This is a genomic window from Veillonella orientalis (genome assembly GCF_018406505.1).
GTDB classification, from domain to species: domain Bacteria; phylum Bacillota; class Negativicutes; order Veillonellales; family Veillonellaceae; genus Veillonella; species Veillonella nakazawae.
This window is the reverse complement of record NZ_AP022322.1, coordinates 1837254-1853782: the sequence shown is the minus strand read 5'-3', so window position 1 is coordinate 1853782 and position 16529 is coordinate 1837254. Positions and strand designations below refer to the sequence as shown.

12 protein-coding genes are annotated in these 16529 nt (G+C 38.5%); 9 read left to right on the top strand and 3 right to left on the bottom strand.

Annotated features, from left to right (window positions below):
* The first annotated feature begins 17 nt into the window (after positions 1-17).
* Entirely contained in the window at positions 18-1136 is a 1119-nt protein-coding gene (locus VEIS1202513_RS08545) for an IS1249 family transposase (RefSeq protein ID WP_213466934.1), read from the top strand.
* Positions 1137-1248: 112 nt separating this feature from the next.
* Here VEIS1202513_RS08545 and VEIS1202513_RS08540 read toward each other — a convergent pair whose 3' ends face one another.
* On the bottom strand, positions 1249-2625 hold the full coding sequence (locus tag VEIS1202513_RS08540; RefSeq protein WP_213467306.1) for an S-layer homology domain-containing protein: 1377 nt from the start codon (positions 2623-2625) through the stop codon (positions 1249-1251).
* A 178-nt stretch (positions 2626-2803) separates the two neighbouring features.
* Positions 2804-4618, bottom strand: coding sequence for an S-layer homology domain-containing protein (locus tag VEIS1202513_RS08535; protein WP_213467305.1), 1815 nt, complete (start codon positions 4616-4618; stop codon positions 2804-2806).
* A gap of 524 nt (positions 4619-5142) precedes the next feature.
* Here VEIS1202513_RS08535 and VEIS1202513_RS08530 point away from each other — a divergent pair.
* The 7 genes from VEIS1202513_RS08530 to VEIS1202513_RS08500 all read left to right on the top strand — a co-directional run bounded on the left by VEIS1202513_RS08530 (position 5143) and on the right by VEIS1202513_RS08500 (position 14080).
* Entirely contained in the window at positions 5143-5880 is a 738-nt protein-coding gene (locus tag VEIS1202513_RS08530) for a (Fe-S)-binding protein (protein ID WP_213467304.1), read from the top strand.
* A 12-nt stretch (positions 5881-5892) separates the two neighbouring features.
* Positions 5893-7338 carry a LutB/LldF family L-lactate oxidation iron-sulfur protein gene (locus tag VEIS1202513_RS08525; protein WP_213467303.1) on the top strand — a complete coding sequence of 482 codons (1446 nt, stop codon included), beginning with the start codon at positions 5893-5895 and terminating at the stop codon, positions 7336-7338.
* A complete protein-coding gene (locus VEIS1202513_RS08520; RefSeq protein WP_213467302.1) occupies positions 7338-8060 on the top strand; it encodes a LutC/YkgG family protein in 723 nt (240 codons plus the stop codon). The genes VEIS1202513_RS08525 and VEIS1202513_RS08520 overlap by 1 nt, the downstream gene beginning before the upstream one ends.
* 212 nt (positions 8061-8272) lie before the next feature.
* Complete coding sequence (locus tag VEIS1202513_RS08515) at positions 8273-9664, top strand: cation:dicarboxylate symporter family transporter (RefSeq protein WP_213467301.1); 1392 nt, start codon at positions 8273-8275, stop codon at positions 9662-9664.
* A gap of 262 nt (positions 9665-9926) precedes the next feature.
* A complete protein-coding gene (locus tag VEIS1202513_RS08510; RefSeq protein ID WP_213467300.1) occupies positions 9927-11480 on the top strand; it encodes a nitrite/sulfite reductase in 1554 nt (517 codons plus the stop codon).
* A gap of 689 nt (positions 11481-12169) precedes the next feature.
* Positions 12170-12835 carry an NYN domain-containing protein gene (locus VEIS1202513_RS08505; protein ID WP_213467299.1) on the top strand — a complete coding sequence of 222 codons (666 nt, stop codon included), beginning with the start codon at positions 12170-12172 and terminating at the stop codon, positions 12833-12835.
* 429 nt (positions 12836-13264) lie between these two features.
* Positions 13265-14080: a nitroreductase family protein gene (locus VEIS1202513_RS08500; protein ID WP_105085051.1), complete on the top strand. Its 816-nt coding sequence runs from the start codon at positions 13265-13267 to the stop codon at positions 14078-14080.
* Between the two features lie 119 nt (positions 14081-14199).
* On the opposite strand, the gene VEIS1202513_RS08495 is transcribed toward VEIS1202513_RS08500, so the two are convergent.
* Complete coding sequence (locus tag VEIS1202513_RS08495) at positions 14200-15018, bottom strand: MetQ/NlpA family ABC transporter substrate-binding protein (protein ID WP_105089831.1); 819 nt, start codon at positions 15016-15018, stop codon at positions 14200-14202.
* 253 nt (positions 15019-15271) lie between these two features.
* Here VEIS1202513_RS08495 and VEIS1202513_RS08490 point away from each other — a divergent pair, with 253 nt between their 5' ends.
* Positions 15272-16438, top strand: a complete 1167-nt coding sequence (locus VEIS1202513_RS08490; protein ID WP_213467298.1) for an iron-containing alcohol dehydrogenase — start codon at positions 15272-15274, stop codon at positions 16436-16438.
* Positions 16439-16529 lie beyond the last annotated feature (91 nt).

Here is a 16529-nt window from a genome sequence, read left to right as displayed (position 1 = left end):
TTAGAAGGAGTATAATTATGAAACTAGTCAGATGCCCTAGTTGTGGTTTCATTTGTAAGAAAAATGGTAGAACAAATGCGGGTTCTCAACGTTGGTATTGTAATCAATGTTCTTGCTCATTCACAAATAAAGTGAATAAAACTAACAATAATTTACAGATGTTTTTGGATTGGTTATTTGGTAAACACACACAGTTAGATATGGCTGGTGATGGACGTTCATTTCGGAGAAAAACATCACAGTTTTGGGAACTTTGGCCATTACCACCAAAAGTTGAATCATCAAGTAGCGTAGTATTTGTTGATGGTATTTATTTAGCTAGAAATGCTTGCATTTTAATCTGTTGTAATGAGACGCATGTCTTAGGCTGGTATGTTTGTAGATATGAACATTCTAAGGCTTGGGAGGCTTTATTACGACGTATTTCACCACCTACAGTAGTTGTATCCGATGGTGGTACCGGCTTTCAAAAGGCATTAAAAAAAGTTTGGCCGAAGGCCAAACTACAAAGATGCTTATTTCACGCATTTCAACAAGTAAAACGCTATACAACAATACGTCCTAAAACGATTGCTGGCCGTGAATTATATGGAATTGCAAGGGATTTATTAACGATACACACACAAGATCATGCCGTAAAGTGGGTACAAAACGTTATGTCATGGAAAGTACGACATAGAGTATTTCTATCAGAAATGACCGTTGACGAAAATGGTACGATACGACCTAAACACGAACGACTCATAAAAGCAGAAAATTCCTTAATTAAATTAATCAATAAAAGATGTTTGTTTACTTACTTAGATACATCATTAACATGTACCTGTCCGGCTACTAATAATCGTATAGAAGGTGGCGTAAATGCTCAGTTACGCGCTATGTTACGTAATCATAGAGGAATGTCTATTGAAAGACGAATAAAAGCGGTGTTCTGGTGGTGCTATATGCACTCACCGAACCCGCTTTCTAATGCAGAAATACTTAAGGTTATGCCGACCAACAAGAGTATTTCTGATATATATCATACCATACATGAACAATCTAGGTTAGAAGCCTCTATTCCAACTTGGGGTGATGCTATTGTTTGGAGCGATTTGCATAATTATGATCGCCTATTTACCAATCTTTGGGACTGAAATAGCAACACTTTTTGTCCTATAACCCTATAATAGTCTTATTATACATTTTGATGGGGATACAATAAAAAGCCGTGTAAGAACACGGCTTTTTATTATTGAGCTTATTTAATTATTTATTTGTTGTATCGTAGTAGTTTACGCGTGGAGGCAATGGGAATTGGATTGCTGCATCCGGTTTTACTGTCTCTGGTTGTGGTAATTGTACTACTACATTGTTTTTGAATTTCTTTTTGAAAGCTTTCACAGTGTCCTTTTGAACGGAGTCTGCTGTGATGATAAGAGCGCTTGTGTCGTCATTAGGACGGATGGAGATGATATTACCTTTTGGCTCTTTAGCTTTGTATAAATCAAGCGCGTCGGATTGATAATCTTCAAGTTGAGCTTGATTTAATTTACCTTGAGATACTACAAGAGCACTTTCAAGTTGTGGATCTTGAGTTTCAGAAATTGCATGTGCCACAGCATCAGCTTTTTTCTTATCTGTTAAAGAAGCATGTAACTTGCCGCCATCCCAGAAGAGGGCACCGTCTTGACGGAATTTTGTGAAGTCGTTGCCATAGCCTAATGTTTTATCGATAATAGTAGCTGTTTTATTTTCTACTTGTTGCTTGAACAATGTGTTGTGGAATGCAAGTGCTTGCTCTGTTTGCGTCATGCGGTATGCAATCTCAGCTGCTTCAGCACGTGTTACATATTTTTCAGGGTTAAATAATGTGCCAGGAGCGTAGTTTGTGAAGCCAAGGTATGCAAGTTCACGAACTGCATCTTGAGCCCAAGGAGCTACGAATTTTTGGTCTCCATAAGCAATATTATCAAGTGCTGTTGGATCTTCTGTTGTGTATCCTAAGTAGTGAATGTAGTTGTCAGCTACTACTGCAAATTCTTGGCGAGACATATATTTTTCTGGTTTGTATGTGTTATCGCCATAACCGCTGATGATGTTTTTACGCGCTACAGATTCGATAGCAAGAGCGGACCAACGATCAGAGGTAATATCTTTAAATTTGGTAGATAAGAAGGCTGCTGTACCATCATCTGTGATGTTGTTGAAGAGAGCAGCTACTTCTTCACGAGTCATAGGTTGGTTAGGTCGGAATGTACCGTCAGAATAACCTTTCATAAGATTTGCTTTCGTTACAGTACTGATAGAGTTGGCAGCCCAGAAATCGCTAGGTACATCAGAGAAGATGTGGGCACGGATTTTTTGAATATCTTGAGGCGTACCAATAGATGTATTTACAACCATAGGTGTGGCAGCTTTAGCAGCATCAAATTTAGGAGACTCTACTTTAGTTGCTTCTACGTTAGAAGCATCTGTTTTTGGTGTAACTGCTTTTGTATTGACTACTGTAGACGCTTCAGCTTTTGTGGAGGCTACTGCAGGAGCATGAGTTGTAGTATTAGCAGACACAAAACTAAGGCCTGTTGTAGCTAATAGTGTGCCTAAAACAAGGGCACGTAATACATAAGGGGTATTCTTGTACATAAAAATCCTTCCTAATTATGGTAAACGGCTAATGTTCTATAGCCGAAGAATATAAACTTTCACCAACAATAAAATCTATATCCATTATATAGCGAATAATAAGGCATGCATAGTGATATAAACAAAGCAGCGTAATACTAAACGTATACGCTGCCTTGGCTAGTTGAGTGAACGCCTATTAGCGTTTAACTGTCATTTTTACTTTGGAACCGAATAATTTAGACATTCCTTGTTGAGTTTCTTTAGATGCAGTTGTTACAACAGCATAAAGTTGGTTGTTTTCTACATCAGGGAATGTAGCTAGGATTGTACCAGCTTTTTCGTTTTTGTTGTAGTAGTTGCGGAAGTTCGCATCGATTGCATCATATTCTGTTTGGCTGTATTGGGATGGTTCAACTACAACATAGTTGTTTACAGTAGAATCACCACGTGCAGCAAGGTTAGCTTTTACTGTGGAGATATCGCTATCTGTTTTCAATGCTACGTGCAATTGATTATCGCGCCAGTACATTACACCATAATCTTGGAACGCATCTTCTGTTTTATATGTTTTATTCAATTCATTGAATACTTTATCTTCTAAAGCAGCTTGTTGTTTTTGATCAAGTGCTTTTAAAGTACTGCGACGAACAGGGCGAACTGTGCGAGTAGGTTCAGTTTTTTGAGCTACTGCAGCATTTTTATTGCCTTTTACGTCTTTTTCAACTTTTTTTGCATCAGCTTTTGCAGCTTTGTCAGCTTTAGCTACATCTTTTTTTGCATCTTTACTTACTTTGGATGCATCTTTTTCTGCTGCTGTATCAGCTTTTTTTACATCTTCTTTTACAGCTGTTTCAGCTTTAGCTTCAGTTGTAGTATGTTTTTGTGTTGCAAGGCCAGCACCATTAAGCATGCGGTTCAAGATTGTTGCCGCTTGTGCTCTTGTTACAGGTTGTTTAGGGTTAAAGTTTTCTGTTGCCCCAGATGCTACAATGCCACGTTGTGCCATGTATTGAATATCTGCTAAGTAAGCAGAGGAAATACTAGCTTCATCTTTAAATGTTACTTTTTCTGTTTTTACAGGTGTGGAAAGATTTAATTTCTTAGCCAAGCTTGCTGCGGATGCTACGAATTGTTCGCGGTCCATAGTTTTGCTAGGTGTGAAAGCTGTTTTAGATGTGCCTTCCATTACGCCTGCAGCACTTACTAATTTGATAGCAGAGCTGGACCAACGATCTGCTTCTACGTCAGAGTAGGATGTAGAAGATTCTTTTGTTACGATATCAGCTAATTCTTGTTCGTTTAAGTTATGTTGTAATACTTTGCCGTAAATAGCAGCTGCTTGTTCACGCGTGATTTGAGCGCTAGGTTTAAATGTGTTATCTGCGTAACCAGAAAGGTAACCAGCTTGTGTCATTGCTTGGATAGCATCGCGAGCCCAGTTATCTTTAGTGTCAGGATATACACCAGCAGGTAAGTTTTCTTTAGCTTTTACAGCTTTTTTACCTTCTACTTTAGCAGCATCTTCTTTAACATCATTTTTTACAGATGTATCAACGCGTTTAGCGTCGTTTTTTACAGAAGTGTCAACACGTTTTGCATCGTTTTTCACAGATGTATCTACACGCTTAGCATCGGCTTTAGCGGATGTATTAGCATGTTTTGCATCATGTTTTACAACTGTAGTGCCATGTTTAGCATCATTTTTAACAGATGTATCAACGCGTTTAGCATCATTTTTTACGGAAGTATCTACGCGTTTAGCGTCATTTTTTACAGATGTATCTACACGTTTAGCATCGTTTTTTACAGAAGTATCAATACGTTTAGCATCATTTTTAACAGATGTATCTACACGGTGTTCATCAGCTTTAGCAGCCACTTCAGCTTTATTAGCTGTAGCAGATATTTCAGATTTTACATGAGCCGCAGTTGTTTCAGCGTGAGCCATGCCGAATGTGGAACCGAGGGCTAATGTAATAGCTAAGGATAAAGATAATTTATTTAGTTTCATTGAAAAGGCTCCTTTCAAACTATACTTATATAAAATAAATTATAACACTTTTTAAATTTATACACTACTATAAGAAAATGTAATATATAAGGATAAAAGTTACATGAATTTGAAAATTAAAGCCTATTTATATAAATATTCAATGAATTATAGGTAAATAACGATATGAGAGCCATTGGAAAATGCGAAATGATAAACATTCCCAAAATCTAGAATTTAAGGGACTTTTACATGAATAATTTATAAATAAGAAGGCATTTGTGATAAAATGCAATGTTTGCTATTACAAAAAGTCATAACGATATGAGAAATAAAAGGGTGCATACTAATATAGCAATTCTTTGGACATTTTCTATATGATTAATTTATAATTATATCGATAAAGCTTTTGAATATTTATTTAAAAGCATAAGTAATGTTTCGGGCAGAAAATTATTGAAAACTTTCACTAGAATTCTTGCCATAACACATACATATCAAAATTTTTTATTAGGTTAAGTACTAGAAAAGACGAGGACGATAATATGAAAATTCATCTTTTCCAACAGTGTTTGATTGACATGTTCTACCCACATGTAGGCATGGCTGGTGTAGAAGTACTTGAAAGATTAGGTTGCGAGCTCGTAGTACCTAAGAAACAAGTATGTTGTGGCCAAATGTTCACTAACTCTGGTTACAACGAAGCAGCTATGGATGCAATTAAGAATACAATCGAATGCTTCGAAAACGCTGAATATGTAGTCAGCATGTCCGGCTCTTGCGCATTTGCAATCCGTGATGAATATCAACATTTCTTGAAAGATCAACCTGAGTGGTTGGCACGTGCAGAACGATTGAGCGGCAAAATTTACGAATTCACTCAATTCATTACTGACGTATTAGGTGTTGAAGATGTAGGCGCTCGTTTCAACGAGTCCGTTACATACCACACATCTTGCCACGTAACTCGTTTGATGGGCATTAAAGAGCCTCCTTTCAAACTCCTTAAAAACGTTAAAGATATCAACTTGATCGAATTGCCACGTGCAGACCGTTGCTGTGGTTTTGGCGGTACTTTCTCTGTTAAAAACCCTGAGATTAGTGAAGTTATGACACGTGAAAAAGCATTGGAAATCGCTAGCACAGGTGCTAATGTAATTTCCGGTTCTGACCAAGCGTGCTTGATGAACATCGCTGGTATGCTAGACCGTCTTCATAAAGAAGGCGAAATCAATCGCCGTATCAAAGTAATGCATATTGCTGAAATCTTAAACTGCCGTTAAGGAGGAGACGACATGGCACTTATATATGACAATCGCCCCTATAAAACACGTATAAAAGAATGTTTGGCTGACGATTTCAAAGTTGCAGCTATCAAAAAAGCACAAGACGTGTTTTATGATAAACGTAATACAGTAGTTGCGGATGTTCCTGAATGGTTAGATTTCCGCGCTGAAGCAGCTGAAATTCGCGATCATGTGCTTAAGCACTTAGATTACTATGTAAATCAATTTGCTGAAAACGCTGAAAAAGCTGGTTCTAAAGTTCACTTTGCATTCGACGATAAAGAAGCGACTCAAATCGCTTTAGATATTCTTCGTCAACGCGAAGCAAAAATGATCGTAAAATCCAAAACTATCTTAACTGAAGAAATTGGTTTGAACGAAGTATTAGAAGAAGCTGGTATCGAAGTAAACGAAACTGACTTGGCTGAATTTATTTTGCAAACTGCAGTAAGCCCACCATCTCACATCGTAGTACCTGGTCTTCACTTTGAACGTAATAAAATCCGTGAAATCTTCGCTGAAAAATTAGGTTACACAGGTACTGAAAATCCTACAGAAATGACTCACTTCGTACGTGGTTATGTACGTGAGCGCTTCTTGAAAGCTGACGTAGGCGTTAATGGTTGTAACTTTGCGGTAGCTGAGTCCGGTACTTGTACTATCGTTTCCAACGAAGGTAACGGTCGTATGGCCAGCTCCATTCCTAAGACTCAATTGATCTTCTTGGGTACTGAGCGTATCGTTCCTGACTTTAAAGCTCTTGACGTTATGATGGAAATGTTGAACCGCTCTGCAGTAGGTGCCAAAATTTCCAACTACTTCTCCATGATGACTGGTCCTGCTCGCGCTGGTGAAGCTGATGGTCCTGAAGAAACTCATATCATCATCATCGACAACGGTCGTTCCGGTATCTTGGGTGGTACATTCCAAGAAATGCTTCGTTGTATCCGTTGTGGTGCATGTATGAATATCTGCCCTGTATACCGTCACGTTTCTGGTCACGGTTATGGCTCCGTATATCCAGGTCCAATGGGTGCTGTATTGACTCCATTGTTCAAAGGTTACGAAGTAGCAGGCGACCTTCCATACGCTTCCACATTGTGTGGCGCATGTACAGAAAACTGTCCAGTAGCTATTCCATTGCATGAGTTGTTGATGGAACACCGTCATATTATGGCTGACATCGAAAAAACTCGTCCAAAAGCTGAAGAAGCTATCTTCACAGCAGCTGCTAAGATGTTCGGCAACTCCACATTGTTCGACCTTGGTACAAAAGCTGGCGCTATCGGTATGAACTTAATTAGTAACAAAGAAGGCAATATGCCTGAATGGACTCAAGCTATTCCAGTAATGAATGGCTGGACTAAATCCAAAGAAATGGGTACATTGAAGTTCAAGAAATTCCGTGATTTGTATGCTGAACATGAAAAGAACAAGAAAAAGGAGAAAAAATAATGGATGAAGTTAAACGTAATCAATTTGTTGCACGTTTATCTCGTGCATTAGGCCGTGATCAAGTGCCTACATCTGTACCGGCTTTTGATTATAGCCATGGTCCTCAAGAAAATATGTTCAAAGAATTATCTCGTGAACAAGTTATCACTATGTTCAAAGAGCAATGTGAACGAGTAGGTACAAAATTCGTAGATACTACACCTGATAAATTGGGTGAAACTATTATGGCTGTTATCGAAGAACGTGGTAATGGTAAGGTAATCTTCCCAAGTACTTCTGAGGTTGAAGAATATAAATTAAAAGAATTATTCGAAAAAGACGCAGCTTCTAATGGTGGTGTTCGTACGTACTTCCAATGGGACCCAGCTAAAGGTCGTGAAGAAAATATTTCTAACACAGCTAATGCTGATATCGGTATTACATTCCCATTCTGCGGTATTGCTGAAACAGCTACTGTAGTACAAGCATCTTTTGAAGAATCTGGTCGTGCAATCAGCTTGTTGCCAGAAACTCATGTTGCTGTATTATATACTGATACAATCAACCCACGTATGACACAAACTATGGAACATTTGGCTGAACGTTACCATAACGATCCATCCAAATTCCCTACAAACGTTTGCTTGATTTCCGGTCCGTCCCGTACGGCTGATATCGAGTTGGTAACTGTAGATGGTGCTCATGGTCCTATCCGTGTTACATATATCTTAGTTAACAGATAATATAACAACTAGATACACTAAAGGCGATCTTCCTTGGAAGGTCGCCTTTTTATATACTTACGATTCTAAAAAACTTTATCATTGTAAAGTACATTGCAGAATCAGCATAGTTAAACTTAGAGAATCTTAATTGTTTTACTTGTATTTTTTTCGATATATGCTATACTAAGCTTATAACCTATTATTATGATATGAATTAAAAGAGGTGTATTATGAATATTCCATTCTTTACAGATTACCTCATGTTAAGCAATCCACTAAGTATTGGTATTATCGCGGTGTTTGTACTTGCGTTAATTGGTATTTATGTGTTGCAACGCAAGGGCACATCCTTCGGTAATCTCGTTATTATTGGTACCATTGTTGGTGCCGTACTCGGTATTGCAGTTCAAATCATTGCGGGCTTCCCAGATGATCCATCTAAAGTGGTTTACATCAAAGAAAGTACCAAGTGGTTCTCTCTAGTAGGGGGCGGCTTCATCGATTTGATCCGTATGCTTGTTATTCCTATCGTTTTTATCTCTATTGTACACGTTATCTTGCACATGGAAGCAGGTGCTAATCTTAAGAAATTAGTAGTGGCAATGATTTCTACAAACCTCGGCATGGTAGCAGTTGCTGCTGTGGTTGGCCTAATCTTAGGTAACGCCTTTGGTTTAGGTCAAGGCTTTGATATCGTTGAATCCGGTAAAAAAATCCGCGAAATCAAACCAATGGTTGATACATTCCGTGCTTTGATTCCAAGCAATCCAATTCAAGCAGCTGCTGAAACTAATGTTATTGGCATCGTAGTATTTGCTATTATCTTGGGTAGTGTTGCTCGTTTGTTGAAGAAAACAGGCACAAATAGCATGGAAATCTTCACTAAGTTATTTGATGAACTTCATCAATTGATTTCTTGGGTAGCAGACTTCATTATTGGTCTTATGCCGTACGGCGTAGTTGCATTGTTGGCATCTACATTGGCAACACGTGGCTTGCAAGCTATCTTAGACATGGGTCTATTCGTAGTATTGCTTTACGTTGGTCTTTTGATTATGTTCGTTGTTCAAGCTATCTTGATTGCTAGCTTTGGTTACAACCCAATTACATACTTCAAAAAAGCAAAAGCTCCACTCTTGTTAGCTTTCACATCTCGTTCCTCTATGGGCGTATTGCCATTGACTGTTGAAACGTTGACAAAACGTCTTGGTGTAAATGCTACAACAGCTAATACAGTAGCATCATTTGGTACTACTGCGGGCATGCAAGGTTGTGCCGGCGTATTCCCAGCACTCGTAGTTGTATATATCTCTAATGTAGCAAATATTCCATTCGATTTGACTATGTACATCATGAGTGTTATCGTTATCGCAATCGGTTCCGTTGGTATCGCAGGTGTTCCTGGTACTGCTACAATGGCTGCATCTGTATCCCTTAGTGGTACAGGCCTTGGTGCGTACTTCACATCTATCAGCCCAATCCTTGCTATCGATCCATTAATCGACATGGGCCGTACATGCTTGAACGTATCTGGTTCCTTAACAAATGCGCTTGTAGTAGATAAAATCATGGGCACTATCGATAAAGATGCCTATAACAATCCTAATGAAGGTCGAGTTTAATAGGTAGACTTAGAATTATCTCTACACAGTACAATTTAATAATAATGAAAGAACAGCCTTTGGGCTGTTCTTTTTTTATGTGATTAGGATTTTTCAATACCCTAATTAAAAGTGATTATTATTACAGATTGTAAAGCATATTATTTGTAATTGATATTAAAATTGTGAGCTTGGCTACTAACATATGTATGCGTATATGGTATACTAACCAATACAAAGTTTTGTATTATGCTTAATAGATATAAGCCAAGAGGGTAATAGTATGATTACACAAGAATTGAAAGATCGATTAATTGCAGATTATCCAAAGTTTGAAGATATGACGCACAAATTCTATAAGAAAGAAATGTCTATTGCGGACTATAAAGGCCAATCTGGTGCTTATGGTAGTTACGCCGAACGCGGTGCTAACTCCGGTATGAGCCGTTGGCGCTTTAATGGGGGCCGTATGACGCGCGAGCACATGCAGTTCTTAGCAGATGCTATTCGTAAATATAACTTACAACACGTACATTTCACTACCGGCCAATGCTTACAAATGCATGGCCTCGATGGCGATACTATTTTAAACCTCTATAAAGAATGCTATGACCATGGTATCTATAATCGCGGTGCTGGTGGAGACAATCCGAATGTAGTGGCTAGTATTTTGCGCGGTATTGATCCTCGTGAAACCCTCGACATAACGCCGTATGCAACGGCTATTAGCGAGTTCCTTTTAGAGCAAATGTTCTATATCAAAATCCCTCGCAAGTTCAAAATGGGCATCGACAATGGCTTTGATAGTACGCCTCATGCTACATTCAAGGACCTTGGTTTCAATTTAACGAAACACAATACTTTTGATGTATACGCTTGTGGTGGTATTGGCCCAAATCCTCGCATTGGTATTCCTGTGGCACATGATGTGCAACCTGAGGATGTATTGTATCATGTGAAAGCTATGCTTATGGTTTTTGCTAACCATGGCAATTTCAAAAACCGCGGTAAGGCTCGTACCCGTTACATGCCTGCTGAAATGGGCGGGGCTGAAGCTTTCATCAAGACTTATGAAGAAACATTGGCAATGGTGAAAGAAGTTGAGCAATTAACCATTAATCCAGCTGACTATGCGTATGAAATTACGAAAACAGGTAAGCGTGATAATTCTGTGGAAAATGATCGTATTCACCGTCAAAAACAAGAAGGTTTATACTATGTAGAATACCATCCGGCAGGTGGCGATGCTAATGTAGAACATCTATTGGCTGCTCTCGACTATGCAGTAACACTGGATCAAGTGGAGGCTCGTATTGCGCCAGACCAAGCATTGTTCTTCATCAACCTTACTGCTGATGAGGCTCGTAAAATTGCAGAATTAACAGATGATAGTGCAGAAAATGACTTCCGCCGCTCCGTATCCTGTGTAGGCTCTACGGTTTGTCAAATCGGTATGCAAGACTCCAATGGTCTGTTGAAAGATATCTTCGGACACCTTGAAGAAAAAGGCGTAGATACAAGAAAAATACCCCGTTTACACATCTCTGGCTGTCCACACTCCTGTGGTACACACCAAATCGGTGAAATTGGCTTTCATGGTGCTGTAAAACTAGTAGATAAAAAACCAACTGTGGCATTTATTCTTGTGGACGGTGGCTCAGAACATATGGGTTCTGAGAACTTTGGTAAAATGGCAGGTAATATCGTAGCTACAAAAATCCCAGAATTTCTAGAAGCCTTGGCTAACATTCTTAACCAATCTCCAGAACCAGACTTTGGTACCTGGAGAATGACACACAAAGCGGAATACATGGAACTTATAAAAGCATTTGAGTAAAATCCTTTCCGCTTGTGATGGGGCCCCAGCAATTGAGTAGATATTATGTCGTTTGCTATGGGGCCCCGTTTCACTACGACAACTTAATTAAAAATAAAACTAGGTATCTCCTTGCTCCGTCCTTCGTAAAGTCGCTGCAGAAATACCTAGTTTTATTTTTATAACACCTAATATGAATTAGTCCCATAGCAAGCGACTAATCTCCTTCTATATATTGATGATCCCTATCACAAGCTGCATCTGACATTTACTCAATCTGCTTTGGGGTGGGAGATTTTAGAAAATTAGGTATCTCCTTGCTCCGTCCTTCGTAAAGTCGCTGCAGAAATACCTAGTTTTATTTTTATAACACCTACTATGAATTAGTCCCATAGCAAGCGACTAATCTCCTTTTATATATTGACGACTCTCCATCACAAGCTACATCTGATATTTACTCAATCTACTTTTGTGGGGCGAGGGCGGTTATATTTATGAGGTTTGATACAGTTCTGAGTTTGGATTGTATATAAAGATATATGTCAATTAGATTTATATTTTTGTTGACGTAGCCTTTAATAAGGTTTATTATTAAATCAATATAAGGATTGGCGAGTAAATCCTCCAATATTGTGAGTGTTTCGAAACCCAGTCATAGAAAGGCCGTTTTACGGCCTTTTTTTGTATCTTGATATAATCGGGAGGGGATCATGCAAAAGGTTGCCATTATGGTTGATGGAGGTTTTTTTGTAAAGCGATTGTATTCAGAGTTAGGGTATCTTGATGCGGATACTGCAGCAAAGTTTTTGATGAAATATTGTTTGTCCCATTTGAAAGCAAAAGGGAAAAATGAAGAATCAAAAACCTTATATCGTATTTTTTATTATGATTGCTTACCAAGTGGTAAAAAGGTTTTTAATCCAATTACGAGAAAAACCGTTGATTTAAGTAAAAGTGAGTTATATTCCTGGATGCATAGCTTTATAGATACATTACGATCACAAAGAAAAGTGGCTTTGCGGTTGGGAAAGTTATCGGATGCACATGCAGGATATTATTTATCGGTAGATACTACTAAAAAGCTTATACAAGGTCGTATTGGCGAGTTGGAAGAAAAGCACCTACAACTAAAAGTCGAGCAAAAAGGTGTAGATATGAAACTTGGAATTGATGTGGCGAGTTTAGTATTAAAAAAACAAGTAGATCAAATCATTCTTATTTCTGGGGATAGTGATTTTGTTCCTGCTGCTAAGTTGGCAAGACGTGAAGGTGTAGATTTTGTATTGGACCCATTATGGGCTCATGTTTCGCCTGATTTATTTGAACATATAGACGGAATGAAATCACATCACTTTAATCAAATTAAGAGGAATTAAAACTACCTTTAGCTCATAGAGATATAAGAAAGTTTTTATCAGTTGGAGGGCGTGGCGCCACTACTATAAAGTTTATTATGATGCGTGAAATCATGGTGTTTTCTGAGTTTTATTTTAGGGATTAATTGTAATGGAGCTAGGCTAGTTTTATAGATAGATTATATCTGCCTTTGGGATGGGACACCTTTATAAGTAAAGTGATAAAAAAGTAAGTATACACTTGTGCAGCGACATTGCGAAGAACGGAGCAAACAAGTGTATACTTACTTTTTTTACCAAGTTGTACTAACGAAACGGGGCCCCATCCAAAAGGCAAATGTAGAAATAGAGATTAGCTCCATTACAATTAGATTGATTGGTTAAAACTAGATATCATATGATTTTGTGTGTTATAATAAGCTTTATAGTAGTTTTTGGAGGATTTATCAGATGTTATTTACCGTCAATACAGAAGTCTGTACACGATGCGGCCTTTGCGTAGCTGACTGTCCGACAGGCTTGCTAGTGATGTCCGAAAATGGACCTGTAACTGGCAAAGGAGGTTGTATCTCCTGTGGGCATTGTATTTCTGTATGCCCTACACTTGCTCTTGATAGTGATATGACACCACGTAAAGAGCAAATTGATATCACAAAAGAACAAAAATTAACGCCAGAGCAAGCTGAGTTATTCTTACGCAGCCGTCGCTCTATTCGTAATTATCAAAATAAACCAGTACCTGCTGAGCTTATTCGCAAGGTATTAAACGTTGCGAGAATGGCTCCAACAGCGACAAATACACAAGGTATTTCCTATATTGTTATTCGGGATAAACAAAAGTTGCGCCGCATTGCAGATCTCGTTCTTGAGTGGATGCATTTAGCTGCAAAAACTGTGCCTATTATGCGTCTTTATGCTCGTGCAGCACAAGCTGAAGTGGATAAAGGTAAGGAATATATCTTGCGTGATGCGCCTGCGTTAGTAGTGGCTATCGGTTCTAAAAAGGATATTCATCGTACTCACGATAGTGGTCATTCTTGCTTGTCTTATGCAGAGTTGTATGCACCAACATTAGGTTTAGGCACTTGTTGGGCAGGCTTCTTTGAACATGCTGGAGAAGCAGAATATAAACCATTATTGGACCTATTAGGTGTACCTGAGGATAAAATCATTGCTGGTGGTATCTTGATGGGCTATCCAAAGGTCCGTTACCGCAATATTGTGGAACGACAACCATTGGACGTTACATTCGACACTGAAGAATAAACGTGAGTGATACTAAAGAATAAAATAAGAGCGATACTCTAAAAAGTTAGGGTATCGCTTTTTAGCATTATAAATAAAAGAACCGGCCTCTAATTTGATAGAGGTCGGTTCTTGTTTATTTAGTTTGCAGAGGTAATGCTACCTTTGAAAGTATCGTTGATGAATTGTTTAATTGCATCAGATTTGTAAATGTCTGCAATTTTTTTGTAAGTTTCATTGTCTTTGTCTTCACTACGTACCGCAAGTACGATAACTGTTAGTGGTTCATCTTTTGATTCGAAGAAGAAGCCTTGTTTTTCTACACTAAGGCCAGCACTTTGTACATAATTCATTGGAATAACTGCAATTGTTACATCATCTAGACTACGAGGTAATTGAGCTGCTTCTAATTCTTGAATCTTTATATTTTTCGGGTTAGATGTGATATCTGCAACAGTTGCTTTGAAGCCGACACCATCTTTTAACGTAATTAATCCAGCTTTAGCTAATAATACTAATGCACGACCACCATTAGTAGGGTCATTTGGAATAGAAACCGTAGCGCCTTCAGGTACATCTTGTACGCTATGTACACTATTACTATATAATCCCATACGCACTAAAAGGGTTTTACCGATTGCTACTAAGTTGGAACCATTTTGTTTGTTAAAGTTTTCCATAAATGGCACGTGTTGGTACGCATTCAATTGAATGTCACCATCAGCGAGGGCTTTATCTGGTGTTACATAATCGGAGAACTCTACAACTTTAAGGTCGATACCTTGTTTTTTAGCCTCTTTTGCAACGGCTTCAGCAACTTGAGCATGAGGACCAGCAGTAGCACCGATTTTAATTTCCTTTGGTGCCTGACTAGATTGATTTGTATCTGTGCCACAGCCTGCGATGGCGAATGCTAAAACGCCAACGAGAAGAGGGGCAATAAATTTTTTTAATTTCATGTGAACATCCCTTTCTATATATATATAATGGATATATCCTATCATGTAAATGGGGTTTTGTATATAGATAAAAATATAGGGGTTGGCTATAGATTAAAACTATGGCTTTTACGATGATTGTAAAGTAGCGTTATTAAGTAATCGAAAGTAGCGTTATCTAGATATATCTAAAAAAATCGAAATATGATATAATAAAGATAAGTTTTATACAATTAAAATGGTGGAATACAAACATAATACTTAGGAGGTCCCCATGTTTAACTTTGATTTTTATAACCCTACACATATCGTATTTGGTAAAGATCGTTTAGGTGAATTAGATACATTGGTTCCAAAGGATGCAAAGGTGCTTATTACTTACGGCGGTGGATCTGCTGTGCGCAGTGGTCTTATTGACCGCATTGTAAAGGCACTTGGTAATCGTAAGGTAGAGCAATTCGGCGGTATTGAGCCAAACCCATCTCTTGAAACGTGTGAACGTGCGGTAGCTTTCATTAAAGAACATGGAGTAGATTTCGTTCTTGCTGTAGGCGGCGGTTCTGTAGTAGACGCTACAAAACTTATCGTTATGGGCGCTACTTATGATGGTCCTGTTATTGAGGTTATGAAAGCTGGTGTACCAGCGGTTCCAGTGGAAATGGTGCCAAATCCATTACCATTTGGTACAGTTATGACACTTCCTGCTACGGGTTCCGAAATGAACAATGGTGCCGTTATTACTTATGGTGATGGTAAATATCCTGTGTTCAGTAGCTTAGTATTCCCTAAGTTCTCCATGCTCGATCCAACATTGACTTTCACATTGCCTGAAAAACAAGTTAAGAATGGTGTTATTGATACCTTTGTGCATACCACAGAGCAATATTTAACATATCCTGTAGAGGGCCGTATTCAAGACCGTTTTAGTGAAGGTATTTTAAAAACTATGATTGAAATCGGCAAAGAAACGGTAGAAAATCCAGAAAACTACGATATTCGTGCCAACCACGTGTGGGCCTCTACCTTAGCATTAAACGGCTTGATTGGTGCCGGCGTGCCACAAGACTGGGCAACACATCTTATCGGTCATGAGTTAACTGCGGCGTACCATCTCGACCATGGGATTACATTAGCTATCGTATTGCCTGCATTGTTAGAAGTGAAAAAAGCAGACAAGCTTGAAAAATTGGCACAATATGCTACACGTGTATGGCATATCACAGAAGGTACAAACGAAGAAAAAGCAGATAAGGCTATCGCTAAAACGCGTGAATTCTTCGAGTCCCTTGGCGTATCTACACATTTGAAAGACTATGGTCTAGGCGAAGAAGCAGTTGATAAAGTTGTGAAACAATTAGAAGACCATGGCATGACTCGACTTGGTGAAAAAGGCGATGTAACACCAGACGTAGCTCGTGAAATTTTAACGCGCGCTTTATAATACATTTGGTTAAAGCCATCAAAATTTGACACTAATTATATACAATGTATAATAAAATAGCTTATATAAAAGACACCATATGGTGTCTTTT